This window comes from Bacillus alkalisoli, assembly GCF_002797415.1.
Lineage (GTDB): Bacteria > Bacillota > Bacilli > Bacillales > Bacillaceae_I > Bacillus_CD > Bacillus_CD alkalisoli.
In genome coordinates, this window is record NZ_KZ454944.1 from 3,805,299 (window position 1) to 3,828,437 (window position 23,139).

At 35.6% G+C, this 23,139-nt stretch carries 21 protein-coding genes, 1 pseudogene and 1 riboswitch; of the genes and pseudogenes, 6 read left to right on the forward strand and 16 right to left on the reverse strand.

Features of this window, described 5'->3' with window-relative positions; translation table 11 throughout:
- Positions 1–5: 5 nt before the first annotated feature.
- The 3 genes from CDZ89_RS18920 to CDZ89_RS18930 all read right to left on the reverse strand — a co-directional run bounded on the left by CDZ89_RS18920 (position 6) and on the right by CDZ89_RS18930 (position 3,083).
- A complete protein-coding gene (locus CDZ89_RS18920; protein ID WP_100334221.1) occupies positions 6–2,426 on the reverse strand; it encodes a heavy metal translocating P-type ATPase in 2,421 nt (806 codons plus the stop codon).
- Positions 2,427–2,511: 85 nt separating this feature from the next.
- Entirely contained in the window at positions 2,512–2,718 is a 207-nt protein-coding gene (gene copZ, locus CDZ89_RS18925) for a copper chaperone CopZ (RefSeq protein WP_100334222.1), read from the reverse strand.
- Positions 2,719–2,732: 14 nt separating this feature from the next.
- Entirely contained in the window at positions 2,733–3,083 is a 351-nt protein-coding gene (locus CDZ89_RS18930) for a metal-sensitive transcriptional regulator (RefSeq protein WP_100334223.1), read from the reverse strand.
- Between the two features lie 118 nt (positions 3,084–3,201).
- Between CDZ89_RS18930 and CDZ89_RS18935 the strand changes: the two genes are divergently transcribed.
- A complete protein-coding gene (locus CDZ89_RS18935) occupies positions 3,202–3,756 on the forward strand; it encodes a TVP38/TMEM64 family protein (RefSeq protein ID WP_096155909.1) in 555 nt (184 codons plus the stop codon).
- A 61-nt stretch (positions 3,757–3,817) separates the two neighbouring features.
- On the opposite strand, the gene CDZ89_RS18940 is transcribed toward CDZ89_RS18935, so the two are convergent.
- Positions 3,818–4,792 (reverse strand): nuclease-related domain-containing protein, encoded by a 975-nt coding sequence (locus tag CDZ89_RS18940; RefSeq protein ID WP_100334224.1) that lies wholly within the window; start codon positions 4,790–4,792, stop codon positions 3,818–3,820.
- A 509-nt stretch (positions 4,793–5,301) separates the two neighbouring features.
- Positions 5,302–7,587: an RNA polymerase recycling motor HelD gene (gene helD / locus CDZ89_RS18945; protein ID WP_227521561.1), complete on the reverse strand. Its 2,286-nt coding sequence runs from the start codon at positions 7,585–7,587 to the stop codon at positions 5,302–5,304.
- 306 nt (positions 7,588–7,893) lie between these two features.
- Here helD and CDZ89_RS18950 point away from each other — a divergent pair, with 306 nt between their 5' ends.
- Both CDZ89_RS18950 and CDZ89_RS18955 read left to right on the forward strand, forming a co-directional pair.
- Entirely contained in the window at positions 7,894–8,445 is a 552-nt protein-coding gene (locus CDZ89_RS18950; RefSeq protein WP_096155911.1) for a hypothetical protein, read from the forward strand.
- Between the two features lie 162 nt (positions 8,446–8,607).
- Positions 8,608–9,171 (forward strand): hypothetical protein, encoded by a 564-nt coding sequence (locus CDZ89_RS18955; protein WP_100334225.1) that lies wholly within the window; start codon positions 8,608–8,610, stop codon positions 9,169–9,171.
- A gap of 39 nt (positions 9,172–9,210) precedes the next feature.
- Here the strand turns inward: CDZ89_RS18955 and CDZ89_RS20595 are convergent.
- Positions 9,211–9,342, reverse strand: a pseudogene (locus CDZ89_RS20595) (hypothetical protein); the annotation flags it as partial.
- A 416-nt stretch (positions 9,343–9,758) separates the two neighbouring features.
- On the opposite strand from CDZ89_RS20595, the gene CDZ89_RS19845 reads away from it, so the two are divergent.
- Positions 9,759–9,902 (forward strand): lmo0937 family membrane protein, encoded by a 144-nt coding sequence (locus CDZ89_RS19845; protein WP_141395233.1) that lies wholly within the window; start codon positions 9,759–9,761, stop codon positions 9,900–9,902.
- Positions 9,903–9,932: 30 nt separating this feature from the next.
- On the opposite strand, the gene CDZ89_RS18965 is transcribed toward CDZ89_RS19845, so the two are convergent.
- Entirely contained in the window at positions 9,933–11,138 is a 1,206-nt protein-coding gene (locus tag CDZ89_RS18965) for a sensor domain-containing protein (RefSeq protein WP_100334227.1), read from the reverse strand.
- 162 nt (positions 11,139–11,300) lie between these two features.
- Entirely contained in the window at positions 11,301–12,314 is a 1,014-nt protein-coding gene (locus tag CDZ89_RS18970; protein ID WP_100334228.1) for a phosphotransferase enzyme family protein, read from the reverse strand.
- Between the two features lie 191 nt (positions 12,315–12,505).
- Between CDZ89_RS18970 and CDZ89_RS20035 the strand changes: the two genes are divergently transcribed.
- On the forward strand, positions 12,506–12,682 hold the full coding sequence (locus CDZ89_RS20035; protein WP_176483787.1) for a hypothetical protein: 177 nt from the start codon (positions 12,506–12,508) through the stop codon (positions 12,680–12,682).
- A 55-nt stretch (positions 12,683–12,737) separates the two neighbouring features.
- Here the strand turns inward: CDZ89_RS20035 and CDZ89_RS18975 are convergent, their stop codons facing one another.
- The 8 genes from CDZ89_RS18975 to sigW all read right to left on the reverse strand — a co-directional run bounded on the left by CDZ89_RS18975 (position 12,738) and on the right by sigW (position 22,711).
- Positions 12,738–13,076 (reverse strand): zinc ribbon domain-containing protein YjdM, encoded by a 339-nt coding sequence (locus CDZ89_RS18975; RefSeq protein ID WP_100334229.1) that lies wholly within the window; start codon positions 13,074–13,076, stop codon positions 12,738–12,740.
- 102 nt (positions 13,077–13,178) lie between these two features.
- Positions 13,179–15,095: a sensor domain-containing protein gene (locus CDZ89_RS19850; protein WP_141395234.1), complete on the reverse strand. Its 1,917-nt coding sequence runs from the start codon at positions 15,093–15,095 to the stop codon at positions 13,179–13,181.
- Positions 15,096–15,107: 12 nt separating this feature from the next.
- Positions 15,108–15,191: riboswitch (cyclic di-GMP riboswitch) on the reverse strand.
- Positions 15,192–15,515: 324 nt separating this feature from the next.
- Entirely contained in the window at positions 15,516–17,321 is a 1,806-nt protein-coding gene (gene glmS, locus CDZ89_RS18990) for a glutamine--fructose-6-phosphate transaminase (isomerizing) (protein ID WP_096155917.1), read from the reverse strand.
- A 449-nt stretch (positions 17,322–17,770) separates the two neighbouring features.
- Positions 17,771–19,117: a phosphoglucosamine mutase gene (gene glmM, locus CDZ89_RS18995; protein ID WP_096155918.1), complete on the reverse strand. Its 1,347-nt coding sequence runs from the start codon at positions 19,115–19,117 to the stop codon at positions 17,771–17,773.
- Positions 19,118–19,298: 181 nt separating this feature from the next.
- Positions 19,299–20,534: a CdaR family protein gene (locus CDZ89_RS19000; protein WP_096155919.1), complete on the reverse strand. Its 1,236-nt coding sequence runs from the start codon at positions 20,532–20,534 to the stop codon at positions 19,299–19,301.
- The gene (cdaA, locus tag CDZ89_RS19005) at positions 20,527–21,360 is read right to left on the reverse strand and encodes a diadenylate cyclase CdaA (protein WP_157842802.1); all 834 of its coding nucleotides are present in this window, start codon (positions 21,358–21,360) and stop codon (positions 20,527–20,529) included. The genes CDZ89_RS19000 and cdaA overlap by 8 nt, the downstream gene beginning before the upstream one ends.
- 137 nt (positions 21,361–21,497) lie before the next feature.
- Positions 21,498–22,127, reverse strand: coding sequence for an anti-sigma factor family protein (locus CDZ89_RS19010; protein ID WP_096155921.1), 630 nt, complete (start codon positions 22,125–22,127; stop codon positions 21,498–21,500).
- 20 nt (positions 22,128–22,147) lie between these two features.
- Positions 22,148–22,711, reverse strand: coding sequence for an RNA polymerase sigma factor SigW (gene sigW, locus CDZ89_RS19015; RefSeq protein ID WP_096155922.1), 564 nt, complete (start codon positions 22,709–22,711; stop codon positions 22,148–22,150).
- 179 nt (positions 22,712–22,890) lie between these two features.
- On the opposite strand from sigW, the gene CDZ89_RS19020 reads away from it, so the two are divergent.
- Positions 22,891–23,070, forward strand: coding sequence for an aspartyl-phosphate phosphatase Spo0E family protein (locus CDZ89_RS19020; protein WP_096155924.1), 180 nt, complete (start codon positions 22,891–22,893; stop codon positions 23,068–23,070).
- Positions 23,071–23,139 lie beyond the last annotated feature (69 nt).

A 23,139-nucleotide genomic window follows, 5' to 3' on the forward strand; every position in this document is an offset into this window, starting at 1 on the left:
ACCTCTTAAAGTTTCACTTTTTGTAATCGTAAAGCATTTAATACAACGGAAACGGAACTAAATGCCATCGCAGCTCCCGCTACCCAAGGTGCTAAAAACCCTAGTGCTGCTATTGGAATCCCCATTGAGTTGTATGCAAACGCCCAAAATAAGTTTTGTCTAATGTTTCTAATTGTTTTTTTACTCATGATGATAGCATCGGCAATGCTGTTTAAATCGCCGCGCATTAATGTGATATCCGCTGCTTCCATCGCTACATCTGTCCCAGTACCGATAGCCATACCGATGTTGGCCGTTGCTAATGCTGGCGCATCGTTAATTCCGTCTCCAACCATCGCAACATTTTTTCCCTGCTCTTGTAACTTCTTAATCTCATCTGCTTTTCCTTCAGGTAAAACCTCTGCAATAACATGGTCAATACCAACCTCAGCTGCAATGGCTTGTGCCGTTCTTTCATTGTCACCGGTGATCATCACAACTTCTAGCCCTAAATCTTTTAAACGTTTGATTGCTGCTTTGGACGTTTCTTTTACCGTATCAGCTACAGCAATAATTCCCGCATACTTATCATCAATAGCAATCAGCATCGCTGTTTTGCCGTCTGTTTCCAAATCATTCATTTGCTCTATTGCTTGTTTAAAATCTATATTATGTTGAGTCAGTAATCTTCTTGTTCCAACTAAAATAGCTCGATTATTAATAGTCGCTTCTATCCCAAATCCCGGTATCGCTTGGAAAGAGGACGGGCTTTCTAAAGAGATCCCTTTTTCTACAATCCCTTCCACAATCGCTTGTGCTAAAGGATGTTCAGATTGTTTTTCAGCACTCCCTATAAGCGCTAACACTTCACCTTCTGAAAATCCATCTGCTAATAAAACATCTGTTAATACAGGTTTACCATTTGTAACTGTCCCTGTTTTATCTAACACAACTGTAGTTAATCGATGTGTTTGCTCTAAATGCTCTCCACCTTTAAAAAGAACCCCTAGTTCTGCTGCTCGCCCTGAGCCAGCCATTATAGACGTAGGTGTTGCCAAGCCTAATGCACATGGACATGCAATAACAAGTACAGCAATGACGTTAATTAATGCTAAAGTAAAGTTTCCTGGGTCAACGATAAAGTACCATACAAGGAAAGTGATGATTGCAATGACCACCACAATCGGAACGAATATACCTGATATTTTGTCTGCAAGACGTTGAATTGGCGCTTTAGAACCTTGCGCTTGTTCGACTACTTTAATAATTTGAGCTAACGCTGTTTCTTTTCCAACTTTTGTTGCTTTAATTTTAATAAAACCGTTTTTATTGATCGTTGCACCAATTACTTCGTCTCCAATTTGTTTATCAACCGGGATACTTTCTCCCGTTAACATGGATTCGTCAACCGCTGTATGACCTTCGATTACCTCTCCATCAACAGGTACTTTTTCCCCGGGCTTCACATAGAGAATATCACCAGCTATTACTTCATCTAATGGAATTTCTTGTTCTTGACCATCACGGAATACAGTCGCCGTTTTCGCCTGTAACCCCATCAATTTCTTTATTGCTTCTGAAGATTTTCCTTTTGCACGTGCTTCGAACACTTTTCCAAGTAAAATTAATGTAATGATAACAGCACTTGTCTCAAAATAAAGATCTACCATATGAGCGTTCGTACCTAATGCCTCTATTCCTAGGTAGATACTATAGAAATAAGCGGCAGATGTACCGAGCGCAACTAGCACATCCATGTTGGCACTTTTATTTCTTAGTGACTTATAAGCGCCTTCATAAAACTGCCATCCAATATAAAACTGTACTGGAGTTGCCAGTGCCATTTGCACCCAAGGGTTCATAAACATATCTGGCAAATAAATAAAACTAGTAAAAGAGAAATGACTTACCATTGCCCATAGTAAGGGCAAAGTTAATATTGCAGAGAAAACGAATTTTCCAGTAAGTTTTTCTAATGCCGCTTGCCTATGATCTTTCGTATCCGCTTCATTATCTACTTTTAAAGTAGCGCCGTATCCAGCTTTTACGATACGCGCCACAATATCTTTTGGAGATAAAATAGAAGGGTTATAGGCAACTATCCCTGTCTCTAATGCTAAGTTGACTGTTGCTTTGTCCACACCTTCCATTTTGTTTAACACTTTTTCAATACGACTAGAACAAGCAGCACACGTCATACCAGTAATAGCAAACTCTACTTTTTCTTTCACTACTTGGAAACCTAACTTATGGATTCTGTCTTCAATTTCTTGCATGGAGACTTTTTTATTGTCGTACTGTATCGTAGATGTTTCTAACGCTAAATTGACATTTGCCTCATCTACTCCATCCATTTTATTTAAAACTCGCTCAATTCTACTCGAGCACGCTGCACACGTCATACCGCCTATTTTTAAATGTGCTTCCTGTTTGTTTTGTTCAGCCATTATTTTGTTCACCGTCCTCTATTTTATTCATATACCACGCGGGGGTATATTTTATTGGTGAAAAAACGTGCTTTATGTGAGCACGTTATTCTACTTCATAACCTTCTTCGTCAATTGTTTCTTTAATTTTTTCTACTGTAACTTTAGAAGCGTCAAAGTCTACCGCTACTTTTTTTGCGCCTAAATCTACAGCTACCGTATTGACACCGTCTAAAGAACCGACACTATCTTCTACTGCTTTCACACAATGTCCACAGCTCATACCATTTACTGTTAATGTTACGTTTTCCATCTTAAACACTCCTTTTATTTCATCAGTCTTTTGACTGTAACTAATAGTTCATCAATTACTTCTTTGTCACCTTCTTGAATGCGTTCGACAACACAAGATTTCATGTGGCCTTCTAGTAGGAGTTTTCCCACACTATTTAAAGCAGATTGAATTGCAGCAATTTGTGTTAATACATCATCGCAATACGTATCTTCTTCAATTAAACGCTTTACGCCGCGCACTTGACCTTCTACGCGGTTAAGCCGTGAAATTAAACTTTTTTTATCTGCTTCCGAGTGATGACTTTTTCGTTTATTATCTAAGTTAGAGTGGCAACAACTTTCTTCTGTTGTTTCTGGCAGTTGTTGCTCAGGTAGGTTTTCCATCTAGTTGACCCCCTTTTGATTATAGAGTAACATACCCCTATGCGGTATGTAAACCCCTATAAGGTATGTAAAATAAAAAAGTTTAAAAATTATTACGGTTATTGGAGGTGATTTCACGATGAATGTTGCTGATTTTTTTATCGATGTATTAGAGGCAGTTGGGCCACTTGCTATTCTGTTGAGTATTATGGTCAATGTTGTAATTAGCATACTAGGCGTGGTGCCAAGTTTTTTTATAACAGCCGCAAATATTGCCGTGTTTGGCTTTTGGACCGGTACAGCTGTGTCATTTTTAGGAGAGTCGCTTGGGGCGATTGTTAGCTTTTACTTATATCGTAAAGGAATTAAGGCTTTTGCTCCAAATGTGTTGGAAAAATATGAACCACTAAGGAAATTGCAACGAACATCAGGCTCTGAAGCATTTTATTTAGTTGTAGCTTTTCGTTTGTTCCCTTTTATGCCGTCCGGGTTAGTAACATTAGCAGGTGCAACAAGTGGAATGGGCTGGCTAAATTTTGCGGTGGCGAGTACGCTTGGAAAGGTTCCAGCTTTGTTAATAGAAGCGTATTCCGTTTATCAAGTTATGCAGTGGACCTGGGTCGGACAAGTTATATTAGTTGGTGGTGCGATTGTGTTGGTTGGGATGGTGTTTATAAAAAGGCGGAGAAATTAGCTTGTTAATATATGGTAGGTGCAGAATAACATTGGTGCACCTCAACTTTGCACGATAAAGATTATCCCTCACTAACTTCATAAAAATAAGTTGTTGCTTTAGTGTTACTTTTTTCGTTAGGTAAATTTAGTTGTTTGATTATCCGATAGGCAGCATATCTAGACACATTAAGAAATTGAGCAATCTCCGCTACGGTGAAAGTTTGACTTATTAATAAGGCGTAGTGCCTTACAGAGAAAATATGTGCGTCCGGGGATTTGAATAGACAATTTGGACATGTCCAATAATGATTCTTTCTTATCATACCGATTAATTTGCAACTCGGACAATGGATACCTCTTACTAATTCTGATTTTTTAACGTTGTAACCTGAAAGAGTGTCTTGAACTTTTTCAACATGACTTTTCAGGAGTAATTTAGTTATTTTTCTTATATTGGTTTTGGAGAAGTGTTCTGTAGTATATGCTGTTAGGAGTTTTTGTATTTTTATCGGTACGTTGTAACCATGAAGAACACGCTTTGATATGTTAGAGTTAAATCTAGTAGTTTTAATTATCGTCTTGGGGTTACTAAAAACAACAAGAGGAATGATTGGTATAGAAGGAAATTTATTTTGCTCCATCCACTCTTTCAGTTGAATTTCTTGGAGAAGTACTTGGGATATTGGATTTCTCATCCCCTCATCAAATCCGTTTAAACTTCTAATAACTTGTTCAAACTCTCCATCAAAAAGGACTGTGCCACTCCAATTCTTCACTTCAATTATTATCATTACACATGCAGATACGATAAGTGTATCAATCTGAAATGTCTTGGAACCTACAGAAATTTTCAAATCATGAAAAATGTGGAACTCTTTATCTTGAAAGAAACTCAAAAAATACTCTAATTTTCGTTCCCCACTAAATCCTACTCTCCACTTTGTCAAATCAGCTAGAATTGTTGGTTGAATGGAATGTCCATTAGGCAATCTAATATCCATTGCTTCTAAACTTTCAAGAATAAGTGGTAATTTCCTTTCTTTTTGTACTACCAAGGTTTAATGTCTCCTTTCAACATGATTTCGTAAATATCATAATATATTTTTGAGTAATTTTCACCTTCTATTGGAAAGTTTTCGGGAGAATTCTATTAAGTTTAATTCACTAGTTTTGAATGGTTTGCTTTTCTGATAAGTTCAGCTGATTTTTTGTTCTATTTATGGTGTTTTTTACTGGTTTTACTGCTCATTTTAAAAAAAATACTAATTAATAGTCTTTTTGAGCATACCCTCCTATGCTATTTTGCTAATATTAGATAGTTTGTGTGCGACTAGAGGCTATTTGTGTGTGCCAACCATCAAAAGTGGTGCACCTAGACCTCCATTTGCGTTCGACTAGAACAAAAAACCGTGCGTCAAGAGTCCGTTTGTGTGCGCCAATCCAAATTATACCCCCTCCCCCCTATCCATTATTAAGTGAAAAGCCGCCATATAAAAAAAGTAGCCACTCCTTCCAACACCCTGGTCAGATAAAGTGGCCGACTTGATTCCTACAACAAAGCTATTTATTCTACCCCTGCCACTCCGTCCAATAAAAACACTTCCCTACCCTTACCTACAAAGGCGAGGCGGTGCAGCGGTCGAGTCATGGCAACGTACAATAATTTTATATCAATTTCTTGCTTTACAAAATTTTCTTCTAACGAACAAATAATTACTGCATCAAATTCTAACCCTTTCGCTAACGTAGCGTGAACAATTACTACATCTTTTTGATTAATTTCCTCGTTCTCACGCAAAAGTTGTGTGGCAAAAGGAGTGCCAACTCCATTCAACAACTTCTCGATATTCTTGCACTCCCGCTCCGTCTTTCCAACAATCGCGATCGTTTTCATTCCTTGACCGCGAAAGTTCTGAATCAACCCATCTAGTTCAGCTGCGACTTCATCCTCTTCACAGGCCAAAAACCTCGGTACTTCGCCGTGACGAACAACCGGTTCTACTTTAGGTAAGTCCATCCGTAACAATGACAATATTTGATTGGCTATATTCATAATTTCTACCGTTGTCCGGTAACTTTTTTGTAACGTCGTATATGTAGCACGTGGGAAAATCTCTTGTTTCACTTTGTGCCAGTCTGTAATGCCTCTATAAGAGTGGATACCTTGGGCTAAGTCACCTACTATTGTAAACATGTCCGTTTCCAAGGCACTTTTCAATGCATATAATTGAAAATAACTATAGTCTTGCGCTTCATCAATCACCACATTTTTCACACGTAATTCTTTGTCTACTCCGAACAGCTTATGTCGTAAATACAAAAGTGCAGCCAAATCTTCCAATTCATAAGAACGTTTCGCACGTAGCTTCATGAAGGAATCATACATAAAAGTAATTTGATACTCATCTAGCTCCCCATTACTGTACTTTCTTAACAAAGATTTGCTAGACATTAACCGATCATAATAAGCAAATAGAGTATATTTATTAATATTTCTAACATAAGCATTCGCCGCTGTCCTAGATTCTTTTTGGATTTCACTCAACATTAGCTCTTTTTTATCCATTGCCTTTATTACATAACTGCGACGTTTCTCTGGATCAACTTTATCGTTAAACAAAGCTTTCTCCAATTTATCATCATAAAACTTCTCCACTTTTAATAGGAGCTTTTTCTTTTCTGTTTTCACATAGTTTTGAAGTACTTCTTTTACTTTTTCTAATCGTCGGTAGTATGGAAGATAACTATATTCCACCTTCATTAATCGAGCTACTTTCTCCGCACTATATAGTTTAAATTGCGACAAGTAAAAGTCATCTTTTGGCACTAATTCTTCTAAAATATCTTTCAAATAACGCTCCAATACATCACGGAACTCAAGTGACCCTTTGTAACTAGCTAACCAATGAACCATTTCTGGATTAGCATGACTGTCATCAATAAATTTCTGTAGTTTTTCTGAAGGTGGTGATAGTTTTACATTTTTGCCGATACAACTTTTCACGTAATCTGTAAAAGTGGATTGTTTAATGTTATCGACTCCCAGCTCCGGTAGTACTTCCGAAATATAATCAATGAACAAATTATTTGGTGCTAATATCATTAATTGCTGCGGTAAGAAATGTTCCGCGTATGTATAAATAAAATAGGATAAACGATGAAGGGCGATTGTTGTTTTCCCACTTCCCGCTGCTCCTTGGACGATAATTGGTTTGTTTAAATCTGCACGAATAATTCTATTTTGTTCTTCTTGAATGGTGGAAACGATATCTGTTAATCGATTGCTTGAGCTTCCTGCTAGCGACTCTTGTAACAACTCGTCTGTTGTTGTTAAGTCTACATCTCTTATATCTTGCAAACTTCCTTCTTCAAAAACAAACTGTCTTTTTAGTGATAAGTAGCCATCAAACTCTTCCTCTTCTGCCACATATGTAACTTCACCTAGTCTGCCATCGTAATAAAGGTTGGCAATGGGAGATCGCCAATCGACGATGATAGGATCTTGTGTTTCCCTATCAAATAATGAGGCTTTTCCAAAATACAATACTTCTTTCGTCTCTTTACCATTACGCAAAAAATCTACCCTAGCAAAATACGGCTTCGGGTAAATTGCTTTAAAATTACGAACCTCTTCTCTCGTTCGTTGCAACAAATTGGTATTTGTTAACATATTAATATAACTAAAACTACTATCTTTAAAATCCGCGCCGTCTAACGTTTCTTTTACGTTCTGTTTAAAGGTTTCTTCGTCGAGTTCTGATGCTTGAATGACAATATCCATATAAGTTCTAGTGAACTGTAGTCGATCTAATTCTTCTGCCATTTGAGGATGCGTTTTCTTTTCTCCCAAAATCGTTCACACTCCAACTTTTTACTTAGGCTATGTAATAAAGCACCCTTTAAACACAGAGCTTATTACTTTCATAAAAGGCAAAAAACCATGAAATGGCCAAGTCCAAATTCCATGGTAATACGTATGTTAGTCCTATGATGTGCAAGTAATTTACAGTTCTATTTCATCTAGAAAATAGATTATATCTCTTTGTAACAATTATTACAACTTTAATTTGTAATAATTGTAAAAAAATATATAATTTTTCGAACTTTTATTATATTATAAATATAGATATAAAATTTATAAAGGGGCTGACTTGCATTGAATAACTATGAAACAAAACACATATTTTTGATCGGCAGTATTGCGGCATTAATTTTTATGCCTTTAATCATCTTATTAGGACCATTTATTTTCCAAGGAATTTTGTTCGATTCTAGGTCTGTATGGCTACTTCAAACACCAACAGAATCTAGATGGATGTTTACCATTGGCTCTGGAGTACTAGCAGTATTCTTATTTTTAGCCTTTTTATTTCACCGAAAAGGTGTTCTAATTACAGTTGCCGGATCAATAATTGCACTAACCTTATTTACATATGGAACTTTAAATTTTCAGTCGATAAGCACAGAGGAAATTGTATGGAGTGAGCCAGGATCATTAAAAGTACAAAAGTACTCGTGGACAGATGTATCTGAAGTTGTTCTTCGAGTACCAGAGCAAAGAGGCGAGTTTCATAAAATGGAATTTTATTTTCATGATGGAAAAGTTGTTAGTTTCGAACGAAATATCGACTTCAACTTAAATTTTTACAGATTCCAAGAATTAAGAATGTACCATAACATTCCTTTTAAAGCGTCAAATAGAATGTAATTCTTATCTAGGTTGATATTCCTATCAACCTGGATTTTTTATTTATACATCCTATGAAAGGTAATAAATGTAATAATTGTAATATTTTTAAAATATTATGAAACATTCCGGAAATATTATCGTATAATTATGGAAGATAAGTAGTAAGGGGGCATATAAGTCATGAAAAACCATGAATCGAAGCATTATTATATTTTGGCAGGACTTGCTACATTATTAATAATGCCAATTTTAGTTTATGTAGGACCTTTTGTTATGCAAGGGATTTTGTTTGATTCAGCTTCTGTGTTCTTAATAAAAATCCCAACTCACTCTAGGTGGATGTTTGCCATCGGATGCTTAATATTAGCTGCTTTCTTTTTTATTTCTTTTTTCTTTCACCGAAAAGGCATCATTATTTCGATTGTTGGCGTTTTAGCGTCGCTTGTATTCTTTGTAAACGGTACATATTCGTTTCAATTACTCGGCCAAGATGAAATAGCTTGGAGCACTCCCAATACATTAAAAGTAGAAAAGTACGCTTGGACAGAAGTGGAAGAAGTGGTACTTCATATTCCTTCCTACGAGCAGCGCCGCTTTGAAGGCTTAGAACACTTAATGGTATTTACATTCAAAGATGGCAATACGCTAACAATGGTCAGAGATAAAGTATTTACTGATCAAATCGGAAAGATAGACGGCTCTATAAGACGTTATCAAGTTTCGTACCGTACAGAAGATATGTAAAAAGCTAGGAATGGTCGTAAAAAACCATTCCTAGTTTTTTCATTTATTGCCTACTACTTGTGTCGACTGCTCTCTTAGCTTAAATTTTTGAATTTTTCCAGATGCAGTCATTGGGAATTGATCGGTAAACTCGATAAATCGAGGAATTTTATGTCGCGATATCTTTCTACATTCTCTAGTGACTCTCCTATCGTTGCGTTTAACAGAGCAGCCATTATTTTCCCCTATATAAATACATGGGCTACATACTATTGTTTTACAAGTTAAGTGAGTCCGATTCATAATGTATGACTACTATACGAAAAGCGAATAATAGCATCGTATTCTGTATTTATACACCTAATAAACGAACATGTTTTTTGTATATAACTAAAATATTTGTTTTTCATTAAACGAACCGTAATTATGAAATTAATTCAAGTATTAACAAAAAATTGCGAATAATTAAAAGGATAACCTATAAAGGAAAACCGATAAAAAGTAGTAAATTCGGATATAAGTATAAGTACTATGTTTAAGATGACAAACTATGAGGTATTAAGACGTATAAGGAATTATATCAAATAAACCCTTAGGAGGAACATTCTATGTTATGGACAGTATTTGTTGTATTACTATTACTTTGGCTTTTAGGTTTTTCATTTGAAATTGCAGGAAACTTAATTCACATCATTCTTGTATTAGCGTTAATTTCTCTCGTATTTAATTTGTTTGCTGGTAGACGAACATAATAAGCTAAACGAAACAAAAGCTTGGACTATTTAGTCCAAGCTTTTTTCTAAAATATTTTTTGCTTTTTGAAGTGGTTTTAGGAATCTTTCTAATAGTCCTACCTTCTTTAATTCCATTTCATTCAATTCTGGTGAGTATAGTTTAATATTGTTTTTTCCGTTATTTTTAGCGAAATACATTGCTTTGTCAGCATTTTCGATTAATGTTTGTTTCGTCTGGCCATCGTCTGGATACATACTGACGCCTATACTTAACGAAATCTTCGCTTCGTTCTCGTGGATCATGTACGGGTTCGAAACATTTTCCAATATCCTTTTTGCTATTTCTTCAATTTCATCTTTATTCGTCTCTTCAAAAACTACGATAAATTCATCTCCACCAATACGAGCAACTAAATCTTCTTCTCTAATACAAGCATTTATTCTCGTCACAACGTCTTTTAGTAGCATATCACCTGCATCGTGTCCTAAAGTGTCATTCACTATTTTGAAGTCATCTAAATCGATAAACATTAACGTAAAATTGTGGTGATGACGCTTTGACCTTGCTAAAGCTTTCTCGATATGTCGGTCTAACGCTTTACGGTTAGGGAGATCCGTTAAGTCATCATGAAAAGCCATCTGCTTTAGTTCTTCTTCCAGTTGTTTCCTTTCAGAAATATCAATTAATTGACCATTTATTTTTAAAATGGAGCCATCCTCGCCTAAAACAGGTTGTGAAATATTTACGATCCACTTGGCACCATGCACTTTATGCAAGATTCTATATTCTACTCTTGTTGATTCCCCTGCACGTAATTGCTGCTCATTTTTTATAACAATTGGCAAATCTTCTGAATGTATAATGGCTTTCCAAAAATTTGGGTTTTGAATAAATTCATTTGCACTATATCCAGTGATGTCTTCCATTCCTTTTGAGAAGTATGTTTCATTTGTCTTTACATCAAATGAGAAAATCGCACCTTCTAACGAATGGAACAACATTTCATATTCTTGATTTTTATATTGGAGTTTTTCTAGTTCTTTATTTAACTTGTTGTATTCTTCTTTATGTTTGTTCAAGTCTTGTCGTAGACTTATAAGTTGTTTATACATGAACCAACTGCAAACAATCGCCATCATAATAAGAACGCTGTGAATGAAAAGTCCTGTTTTAATGATTAATATTTGATGCAAAAAACTAAAACTTAAAGAAATAACACTAACTGCTATCAATATTTTTGCCTTGTTTCGCATATTTGCACCTTTTTTATCAGATTTTTCCAGAAACGAAAAGTGACAGTATTTTTCCTACATCTATTATATAAGGAAACTTCCCTACTTTTCTACAAAAATCGACATACTGATTTTGGAAAATAAAAAAGAGTTGTGCATCAATACGCACAGCTCTCTCTAACTCTATTTTTTTCTCACTTTTTGAATTAGATTATCATACTCTAATTGGACGATCAGTTCATCAGTTAGTAGTCGCTCTTTCAGTTGATTTAGAACAGCTTTTTCTCGATCACTCATATTCTGTAAATCAAACTTTTTATGAAAAACAGAATATAGTTCATAATCGCGTAGCTTTAAAAACAGTGGAATTCGCTTTAGCCAGTCATCCGACATTTCATATTCCTCTAAATAACCAACTAAGAAATGGTATAGCATCTCTGCACCAAAGGCAGAACGACTTTGTAAATTTTCGTCTCGGTGTACAAACCAGACGGAATAATAAAGAGGTATTGCAATGTCACTCACAAGATAATGATAGCTACTATCATCAAAATCAAAAACGTGTATCTCACCTTCATTGTAAAAGAAGTTACCTGGATGTATGTCTGAATGGATTAAGTTAAACACATCCGGCGATTGTGGCAGTGCTTTTACTATATTTACTAACTTATCCGCCTCTGCTATTAATTTTTGTTCTGGCATATACAGATGAAAATCTATTAAATCATTATCATCCCAACGTAATCTTTTATGGCTTCTAGCTTCATAACTTTGCGTAACTTTGTGCATTTTACCAGTAACTTTCCCCCACAATGTGAAAAGTTTTGATCCAAACAAATCACTTTGCATTTTGACTAACTCACCAGGAGCTTTATCAAACATGCTCACAAAAAAAGAGGAATCCCCTACATCCAGTTGCTCCACTAATCTACTATTTTCAGAAGTATGGGCAAGAGAAACATTTAATCCGTTAGCATGTAAAAAGTTTATCCAATCTAATTCGGCCTCTACTTCTTCCATTGATCTATGAGAACTATGGGTAAGGCGCAAAATAAATGGTTTGGAATCCTTCGTTACTTCAAAAACATAGTTTTCAAAATCGCCTAATTTCTTTGCCTCCGTACTATCTGCACCGTACTTACCGGCAGCTTTTTTTAATATGTCATCATTAAACAACTGTTCAACCCATTTTTCCATATGGACGCACCTCTTTAAAGAAGATAATTACCTCGTCTTATTTCGTTATACTATTTTCTATTTCCTGCATCTAATTGGAGCTAATTATAGTGATGAAGAAAATAAATAATTCATACATTGAAACGTGGAAACTTTTTACACTAGTGAATCGTATATAAAAATGTAAAACCAAAAATAAAGGGGTGTTTTTAATGGAAACGTTCGGGAGAGGTTGTCTTTATATCGTTATTGGTTTTTTTGCCCTATTTCTACTAGCACTGGTGACACAGAGTCATATTAATATTCCATTCTTTATTGCAATTCCGCTTATCATTCTAGCTTTCTGGATGGCTAAAAAGAAAACAGATGAAAAAAGTAACGAAGAATAAAGAAAAGCCTATTGTTAGTGTTCATAGAGCTTAACAATAGGCTTCATTGGTTTTTTTATATTTTCTTTACGAATTCGGACTTTAACTTCATTGCACCAAGACCGTCAATTTTACATTCAATATCATGGTCGCCATCCACTAGTTTTATATTTTTTACTCTTGTACCCATTTTCACAACTAAGGAGCTACCTTTCACTTTTAAATCTTTAATAACAGTTACTGTATCGCCATCATTCAAGACGTTTCCATTCGAATCTTTTATTACGTTCTCTTCTATCATTTCTGATTCGGATTCTACAGACCACTCATGAGCACATTCTGGGCAAACATAAAGCATTGCATATTCGTATGTATATTCTGAACTGCATTTTGGACAGTTTGGTATAGTTGCCATTACTTTTTCCTCACTTTCCTAACATTCCATACTCATTTTACCACAAGAAAAATGAAGAGTATGGCCATAACCCATACCCTTCTACTTATAATTTACTTATAATCATTCATTGTAAGTTTTTATATTATTTCTTCCTGCTTCTTTTGCCTCATACAATGCTTTATCTGCTCTTCTCATTAAATCCTGCGAACTATCTCCATGGTACGGATAATAGGCAACTCCAATACTAGATGTCGTATTAAATTCATGACCTTCAATATTCCAAGGTGTTTGCAAAGAAGCTAGAATCCTTTCAGCAATCATAATCGCATCTTGCTCTTCTTTTATTTCTGATAACAAGATGATAAACTCATCTCCACCTTGTCGAGCTAGCGTGTCACTTTCTCTTAAACTATGTTGTACTCTTTTAGCAAACTGTACGAGCAATTCATCGCCAATATCATGCCCAAGTGAATCGTTAATTTGCTTAAATTTGTCCATATCCATATAGAGAAGAGCAAATTTACGATGATATCTTTCTGCATCTTTTATATTTTGATCTAGCCTTTCTTGGAAAAGTCTTCGATTCGGTATACCTGTAAGTGGGTCATGGTAGGCCATTTCAGCTAACTTTGCTTCATACATTTTTCGCTCTGTTACATTTCTTGATATAACTTGAATATGCAAAAGGTTGCCTTCTTCATCTAATACCGGCTTACCATATGCTTCTACCCAAACATCTTGACCGTTTGCATGTTTAAAGCGAAACTCAGCAACTCGGTTTTCTTTTAACATGACCGCTTCTCCAAACTTCTTAGTAACACCTTCAAAGTCTTCCTGGTGTATTAAATGAAAGGGATCCTTTCCTACTAAGTCTCGTGGGTGAAACCCTAATACTAACTTGTATGAAGGAGAAACATATTGATACACTCTATCAGGACCTATAATAGACACTAGATCTGTCATATTTTCCGCAATTAATCGATACTTTGCTTCACTTTCTTTTAGTTGGTTTTCTGTTTTCTTTAAATCTGTTAAATCTTTTGCAATACCATACACCCCAATAATTTCACCGTTTACAATAATAGGTACATTCGTTACATTTAACGGAATGATTCGCCCTGATTTATGATAGATTCTACACTCGTAGCTCTGAGGCACACCATTCGCCGCTTTTTTAAACTGTTCATTTGTATAGTCTAAACATTGAGGGAGAACCATTTGTCCGTAATGTTTCCCGTATGCTTCTTGTATTTGATAACCTGTAATTTTCTCAAACATTGGATTAGCGCTTAAAAAGTTGCCATCCTTTTCCATTGTAAAGACTGCATTATAATTGTATTCATATAACGATTGATAACGCTGTTTACTTATTTGTAAAGCTTCCTCTACTTGCTTTTCGCCTGATATATCATTACGAATCGAAACATATTGATATGGTTTTCCTTCACTATTTAGAAACGGTACAATGGTTGTATATACCCAATAAATGCTACCATCTTTCGCTCGGTTCTGAATTTTCCCGTGCCATGTCTTCCCTATTGCAATCGTTTGCCACATTTCTTTAAAAAACTTTTTTGGATGGTACCCTGAATTTACTATTCGATGGTCTTTGCCTAGTAATTCTTCTTCACTATACTTTGAGATTTCACAAAACTGTTTATTCACAAACGTTATAACACCTTTATGGTCTGTTATAGCAATAATGGACGACTCATCTAGTGCTCTCGTAACATCTTCTAGTTCCTTTTTTGAGGACTTCAATGCTATCTCGCTAATATTCAATTTTTGATCAGATTTCTTTTTTTCTTTCATAGAAATTTTAGACACAAGTATAAATAAGAACACTGCTGTTACTAAAACATACAGTACTTTTTTAATGAATAATATCATGGAACCTAATCTAGGGTCTGTTATAAAATTTTCAATTAAATAGTCTGATAGAAAGATCCAAATAACTCCTGCAATAACATATAGCAGAGTAATTTGTAATGGGGTTTTATAGTGAATATAGCAATTTATTATACTTTCCTTTTTCATTAACTTTTCTCCTTTGGTAGCCCAGCCGTCATAGCATTACACCTTAGACCTGTGGCTTTGCGTCCTTATTTTTCAACAAGTATGCCTTTTTCAAATGACGTACATATTGTTTTAAATGTATCATTTTACTACAATTTGCGACAGTACCTAATTTTTACAATCCCCTAAAACATTTCAATCTAAAAGCACACAAAAAGACGAAACCTATTTAAGTACTACTAGATTTGCGACTATAGAATATCAAAACAAAGATTTTAACTGAATATATTTTCCTATATAACACAAGTAAATACTATCACACTTGATTCTCATTTTATAGTTCTATACTCCTATATTTTGTTATTTATTGATTTTTCTAAGCATAAAAAAGACGAAAGCAAGGAATGTTTATCCTTACTTTCGCCTATCCATAATTTATTATTATTCTACTGTTACTGATTTTGCAAGGTTACGTGGTTTGTCTACGTCACAGTCTCTGTGAAGAGCTGCGTAGTAAGCGATAAGTTGTAATGGGATTACAGATACTAAAGGAGATAATAAGTCGTAAACTTTTGGTACAACAAAGCTATCTTCTTCTGTTTCTAAACCTTTCATGGAGATGATGCAAGGATTAGCTCCACGTGCTACAACTTCTTTAACGTTTCCACGAATGCTTAAGTCTACATGCTCCTGCGTAGAAATAGCAATAACAGGCGTACCTTCTTCAATTAACGCGATTGTACCGTGTTTTAACTCTCCACCAGCGAAACCTTCCGCTTGGATGTATGAGATTTCTTTTAACTTAAGTGCACCTTCTAAACCTACATAGAAGTCTACTGTGCGTCCGATAAAGAAACAGTTTCTTGTTGTAGATAAGAATTTGCGAGCGATATCTTCTACTTCTTCTTTCATGTTACATAGTACTTCCATTGCATTGGCAACGATGCCTAGCTCTTGAACTAAATCAAAGTCTAGCTCCATACCTTTTGTTTCTGCCGTCACTGTAGCTAAAATAGCTAACACACCTAATTGAGCTGTATATGCTTTTGTTGACGCAACAGCAATCTCAGGGCCAGCATGTAATAATAACGTGTAGTCCGCTTCACGAGATAGTGTAGATCCAGGAACGTTTGTAATGGTTAATGCTTTGTAGCCTAATTCTTTCACTTGTACTAATACTGCACGGCTATCTGCTGTTTCTCCAGACTGAGAAATAAAGATAAATAACGGACGTTCAGAAAGGATTGGCATATTGTAGTTGAATTCACTTGCTACGTGTACTTCAACTGGTACTTTTGCAAGTTGTTCAATCATTTGTTTTCCAACAAGACCTGCGTGGTAGCTAGTACCTGCAGCAATAATATATAAACGATCAGCTTCGTTGATAGCACCGATGATTTTTTCATCGATTGCTAATTTGCCATTTTCACTTTGATATTTTTGGATAAGCTTACGCATTACTAATGGCTGCTCATCAATTTCTTTTAACATGTAATGTGGGTATGTGCCTTTTTCAATGTCGCTAGCATCTAACTCCGCTGTGTAAGGAGCACGCTCAACGATTTCACCATTTAATTTTTTAATCGTTACCGATTCACGCTTTACGATAACCATTTCTTTGTCCATTAGTTCCACGAATTGATCCGTTACTTGTAACATTGCCATTGCATCACTTGCAACTACGTTAAAGTTATCTTGACCAACACCTACTAATAATGGGCTTTTATTTTTTCCAACATAAATGGTATCTGGCTCTTCGTTGTCTACTAAAGCAATCGCATAAGATCCTTTTAATATAGAAAGAGTTTGACGAAGTGCTTCTTCCACTGTGCTTCCTTCATTAACAAACTTATCGATAATTTGTACGATTACTTCTGTATCTGTATCACTTACAAGCGTTACATCTTGTAGATATTCACGTTTTAGAATAGCATAGTTTTCGATAACACCGTTGTGCACTAATGTAAGACGCTTTGATTCACTTTGGTGTGGATGAGCATTCACCTTACTTGGAACTCCATGTGTTGCCCAACGCGTGTGACCAATACCAACTGTTGCTGTAACATCCGTTTTCACTACTTCACGTAGGTCAGCGATACGACCTTTTTCTTTAAATACGTGAACTCCATTTTCGTTCACTACAGCAATACCAGCAGAATCATAACCACGGTATTCTAATTTTTCTAAGCCCTTTAATAAAATTTCTTTCGTATCTTGAGTTCCAATATAACCAACAATTCCGCACATAAGTTGTTTTCCTCCCGTAATTGTAGGGACAAGAAGACATACCTTAAGTAAGGGCCATCTTGCCCCCACATTTCATGTTTTATCATTTTTTCAACCATGCACTTATCTTTTGTACAAAAAGTCACCTTTTTGTTTTAAATAAATGCTTTCAGTTTGGTTGTAAACTGGGAGGTATCCGCCGAACTTCTCGATAATCCTCCTCCTCGTCAACTAAGCTAATTTTCGAACGTTGCTTAGTTCAGGCGCTTTAAAAATATAGTGAATAATGTCGCTCCTTTCTTTTTTAAAATAACATGTTTAATCTTACACACATATTCAAATTACGTCAATAGAACTGTCATTCTCTTTCCAAATCTGTAATAAGATGAAACAAACTCATATAAAAAAGATATGCGTTGACGGCTCTTATGGTGCCATTTACGCATATCTTTCTTCTAACCTCTTTTAACCTATTCTAAACCCATCTCTTCTTGAACCACCGCAACTATTTTATTAACATATTCAAAGCATAGTTCCTCCGTTGGAGCTTCTGCCATTACACGTACTAAAGATTCTGTCCCAGAAGGACGAACTAGAACTCGACCATCTCCAGCCATTTTTGCTTCCACATCTTCTATAACAGCTTTAACTCGTGCATTTTCTGTCACACGGTGTTTATCTGTTACTTTCACGTTAACAAGTAACTGAGGGAATTTATTCATTTCAGAAGCAAGTACTGAAAGACTCTTTTTCGTTGCTTTCATAATGTTAACTAACTGTAAACCTGTTAACATACCATCACCAGTTGTAATGTAGTCTAAGAAAATGATATGGCCGGATTGCTCTCCACCTAGCTGATAGTTACCCTTTTTCATTTCTTCTACAACATAACGATCTCCAACTGCTGTTTGTTTTGTTTCTATCTCATTTACTTCTAAACCTTTATAGAATCCAAGGTTACTCATGACAGTTGAAACAACCGTTTTATGACGCAAACGATTTTGACTGTTTAAATATTTTGCACAAATAAACATAATTTGATCGCCATCAACAATTTGTCCTTTTTCATCTATAGCAATAATTCTATCACCGTCACCATCGAAAGCTAATCCTATGTCCGCACCTTTTTCCACCACTAGCTTAGCAAGTTGCTCTGGATGAGTAGAGCCTACCCCTTCGTTAATGTTTAGGCCGTTCGGAGATGTTCCCATCGTCGTAATATCCGCGTCTAAATCAGCAAACAAGTGAGTTGCAAGGGACGACGTAGCACCGTGTGCACAGTCTAATGCGATATGTAGACCGGTGAATTCTTCGTCAACAGTTTGTTTTAAATATTGTAAGTACTTTTGACCACCTTCGAAATAGTCATTAACTTGCCCTATTTCTCCACCTACTGGTCTTGGAAGTTCATCTTGCTCTGCATCTAGTAGTGCTTCGATTTCCGCTTCTTGTTCATCAGAAAGCTTAAAACCATCTGGTCCAAAAAACTTAATACCGTTATCTTGCACAGGGTTATGAGAGGCAGAAATCATAACACCAGCTTGTGCACCAAGAGCTTTTGTTAAGTAGGCTACTCCAGGAGTAGAAATAACACCTAAACGCATTACTTCTGCACCAATGGATAGAAGTCCTGCAACTAATGCTCCTTCTAACATATGTCCAGATATTCTAGTATCACGTCCAATTAAAACTTTTGGTCTCGTTTGGTCTTTCGTTAATACGTAACCACCGTATCTCCCTACTTTAAATGCTAATTCAGGAGTAAGTTCTGAGTTGGCTACACCACGAACTCCATCCGTTCCAAAATATTTACCCATTATAATTCTCTCCTTTTTCGTCACTACTTGAGTCCGTTTCATAATGTATGACTACTATACGAAAAACGAATGATAGCATAGCATTCTGAATATATACACCTTAAAAAACGAGCATATTATTATGAATTACACTAAAATATTCGTTTTTCATTAAACGAACCGTAATTATGAAATTGATTACTTAATTTTCCGTTATGGAAATTCGCACATTTCTCCTCGGTAATTCCCATGAAATATTTTGTGGTCCATTTACTTCTAGTGGGACATCATGTTCCCCTATACCAAGGTCTGTCACATTTATATATAGTTCCATATCTTCACTACTTACATCTTCTAACACACTAGGAGCTCCTAATATTGTCAAATCGATAACTCCATTTTCCGGATTAACAAACGCTAACTCTAACCCTGAAGACAGGCCGATATAATTTACCGATTTACTTAAGAACGTTTTTTGTGTTTCTTTTTCAACTTCCACTCTTATTGTAATTTTTTCTGGGACAACTCTTCTTACTCCATCTGGTACTGGAATTTCTACTTCTATTTCTGTTGTTTCATCAATCTCTGTTAAATCTATATCGATGTTATCAATAAACTCTATACTATCAATCACACTCTTCGGTCCGTATATTGTCACTTCTGATGGAACAGGTTCTATTCTTGTTATGCTTAGATTTTGCTTAAGTGACCCTTTTCGATTTATACGAAGAGGTACTGATTTATTTGGACTAGTAACAGGTACCGAAACATCTACTACTGGTGGCTCGACTTCGACATTCAATGTGTTTCCTTCACGATCGTAAACAACAACGCGGGACTGTTGCTCCATTGATTCATTCGCACCCTTTAAATCAACTCTAGCTTTCACAAGAGCAATTCTACTAATTAGTTCACTTGAGCCTGTAACCTTAACAATATTCGGTTTAACGATTGGCTGCTCTGCTTGGTAGCCTTCTTCTATTTGATGTAAATTAATGAAATCCACTTCTACAGGAAAATCTCGAGTTACTTTTTCGTGAATGGTAACAGTTGTATAGCTTGGTTCAATTTTCACCGTTAATTTATCGGATAAATTTCTATATTGCAGTGGCACTTGATGTGTTCCTAAATCTAAATCTACTAAGTTAACAAACACTTCTAAGTCCCGCTGCATGGCAGCTGGCTTAACTATACTTGTTGGACCTTCTAACGTCACCGTTACATTTTGAGGTACACCTGAAACGACAAGATTTTCCCTGTCAAAATAGGCATTCACTGCTATGTCGGTAATTGTTTCAGTGTCTCTACTTGAAACGGTAAACGTATTATCAAAAGGTTGTGACGGGTTTGTATCAATATTAATTGACATATATAGCATAAAAGCTAATAGTAGGGCAATAATCTTCATGAACCAACGATTTTCAATAAATTTATCCATCTTTCTTCCCCCTCCATTGCCAACGTGTTGAGGAAGCATTCTTCGATGTTGCTTGCAGTTCCTTCGTTAATAGTTCACTAAATGCGTTTGGGTCTAAATCTCTATGTAACTCTCCATTTTTCGTAAGCGAAATACTACCTGTTTCTTCTGACACGACAATTGTTAAACTATCTGTCACTTCACTTATTCCAAGTGCTGCTCGATGTCTTGTCCCTAGTTCTTTTGAGATAAAAGGGCTTTCCGATAAAGGCAAATAGCATGCTGCTGCTGCAACCTGGTTTTTCTGTAAAATAACTGCTCCATCATGTAATGGTGTATTCGGAATAAAGACGTTTATTAACAACTCCGATGATATCTTTGCATTAAGCGGTATCCCTGTTTCTATGTAATCTCCCATACCCGTTTCTCTCTCGATGGATATTAAGGCTCCAATACGCCTTTTTGCCATATACTGAACAGATTTCACAACAGCTTCCACTGTTTTCACATGTTCTTCCTCTTCCGGCACTCCGCTTCTTGAGAAAAGTTTACCTCTTCCTAATTGCTCAAGAGCACGTCGTAACTCTGGTTGGAAAATAATAATAACCGCCAAAAATCCCCATGTAAGTGCCTGATCCATTAACCATTGCAACGTACTAAGTCCTAAAAAGCTACTAAGTATACGTACGATAACGATGACAGTAATCCCTTTTAATAGTTGTACTGCTTTCGTACCTTTAATGACAATAATCAGCTTATATATTACAAACCAAACTAATAGTATATCTAAAATGCTTATAAAATAGGATAAGATTGGATAATCTCCAACTGGTATTCCAAAAGGCATTTTCACACTTCCTTTAACAGTACAAGATTGATCTATTAAGTACGAAAACGTAACATTCCTATTATATCATATTTTTTAACAAAACTAACAATGATAAAAAGGGTAACTCCTTATCCAAATGGAATTACCCTTTTTCTTTATTTAAATATATTTAAAGCTTTAGAAAACGTATCTTTCATTGTAAACCACATGTACTCAAAAAGTTCGTTAATTTCTTGAATATCACCAGTTACATTACCAGCTGAAGCAAGATAGTTTTCTCCATTTAGTATTTCACCGTTTATCACAATTACATTCCCTTTTACTTCTCCATCCACTTGCAAATTACCATTTCTGACAGTAACATCACCTTCAATAATTTCCCCTTTTGGAACAACAACCGTGTTGTTTTCAATTAACAAGTTCGGCTGATTAGAAAACGAAAGTTTATTATCGTCTTGCCATCCTCCAATAAAGCTGCCTCCCATTAATAGGAGGAAAATAGACGCAGCTACTAAAAACGGATGCGAACGAACCCATCGATTAACACTAATAGATTTTTTCTCTTTTGGTAAATTACTTAATACATTTTGCGTGAAATTACTTGGCGCAGCAATATGTGAAGTACTTTGCACTAAACAAATAGCTTTTTCTATCTCATGGAAGTGTTGATAGCAGTCATGACAATTTTGAAGATGTGACTTCAATACTTTTTCCTTTTCAACATCCAAATCACCGTCTAAGTAATCATGCATATAATTTTTTATATGCGTTGGACATTTCTCCATTTTAAATGGCACCTCCAGGACTAAACATTACGTAACTGTTGTCTAAGAGCTTCTCGCCCACGGTGTATTCTCGTTTTAACCGTACCAACAGGTAGTTCTAAAATTTCACTTATTTCTTTTAAAGATAGTTCATCAATATATTTAAGTACAATCACTGATCGATATTTATCAGGTAGACTTAAAATTTGTTGTTGTATTTCTTCTTGAAGTTCGAGGCTTTGCAGTTCTTCTTCTGGTAATTGTACATCGGCAGCAACTTGTGAGTACATAGTTAAACCTTCTGTTCCAGCCACTTCAGCATCTAAGTAATAATCTGGCTTCTTTTTTCTAATTCTGTCTATGGTGAGGTTAGTAGCAATTCGATACAACCAAGTTGAAAACTTTCTATTCGTATCGTATGTGTGAATGTTCATATACGCACGTATAAACGCTTCTTGTGCTATATCCTCTGCCTCATGAGCGTTCCCTACCATTCTGTAACTAAGTTGATAAATCTTATCTTTAAATAAATCGACGATTTCGCCGAAAGCATCTTGATCGCCTTTTTTTATTTGCTTTATTCTCTTTTTAATTATCTCTTCCATACCTTACCTCCGCTGTTGGCGGTCCTCTATAATACGAACCAAGCCTAAAAAGGTTTCATTCTCCCTAAAATTTATTTTAACAAATAATCCCTAATATTGTTTAAAAAAGGTTTATAAAAATTTGAACACGGGTAAATAAGGGTAAATAGTACTAGTAATTAACTATAAGAGGTGATGACATGCCACATACATTATGCCAATTAAAAGATGCAATAGAAAAAAAACGTACCGAGATGATAAACTTATCAGCCAGTCACCACTTACAATCACAAGAAGTTATCGAAGCAAGCACAACACTCGATACACTTATTAACCAATACATAAACTTAAAACATAAACGAAAATCAGCAACGTATTAATTACGTTGCTGATTTTCCTATTGTAGACAAAGTTAGATATACTATCATTTCAGACTGAATTTTGTATTT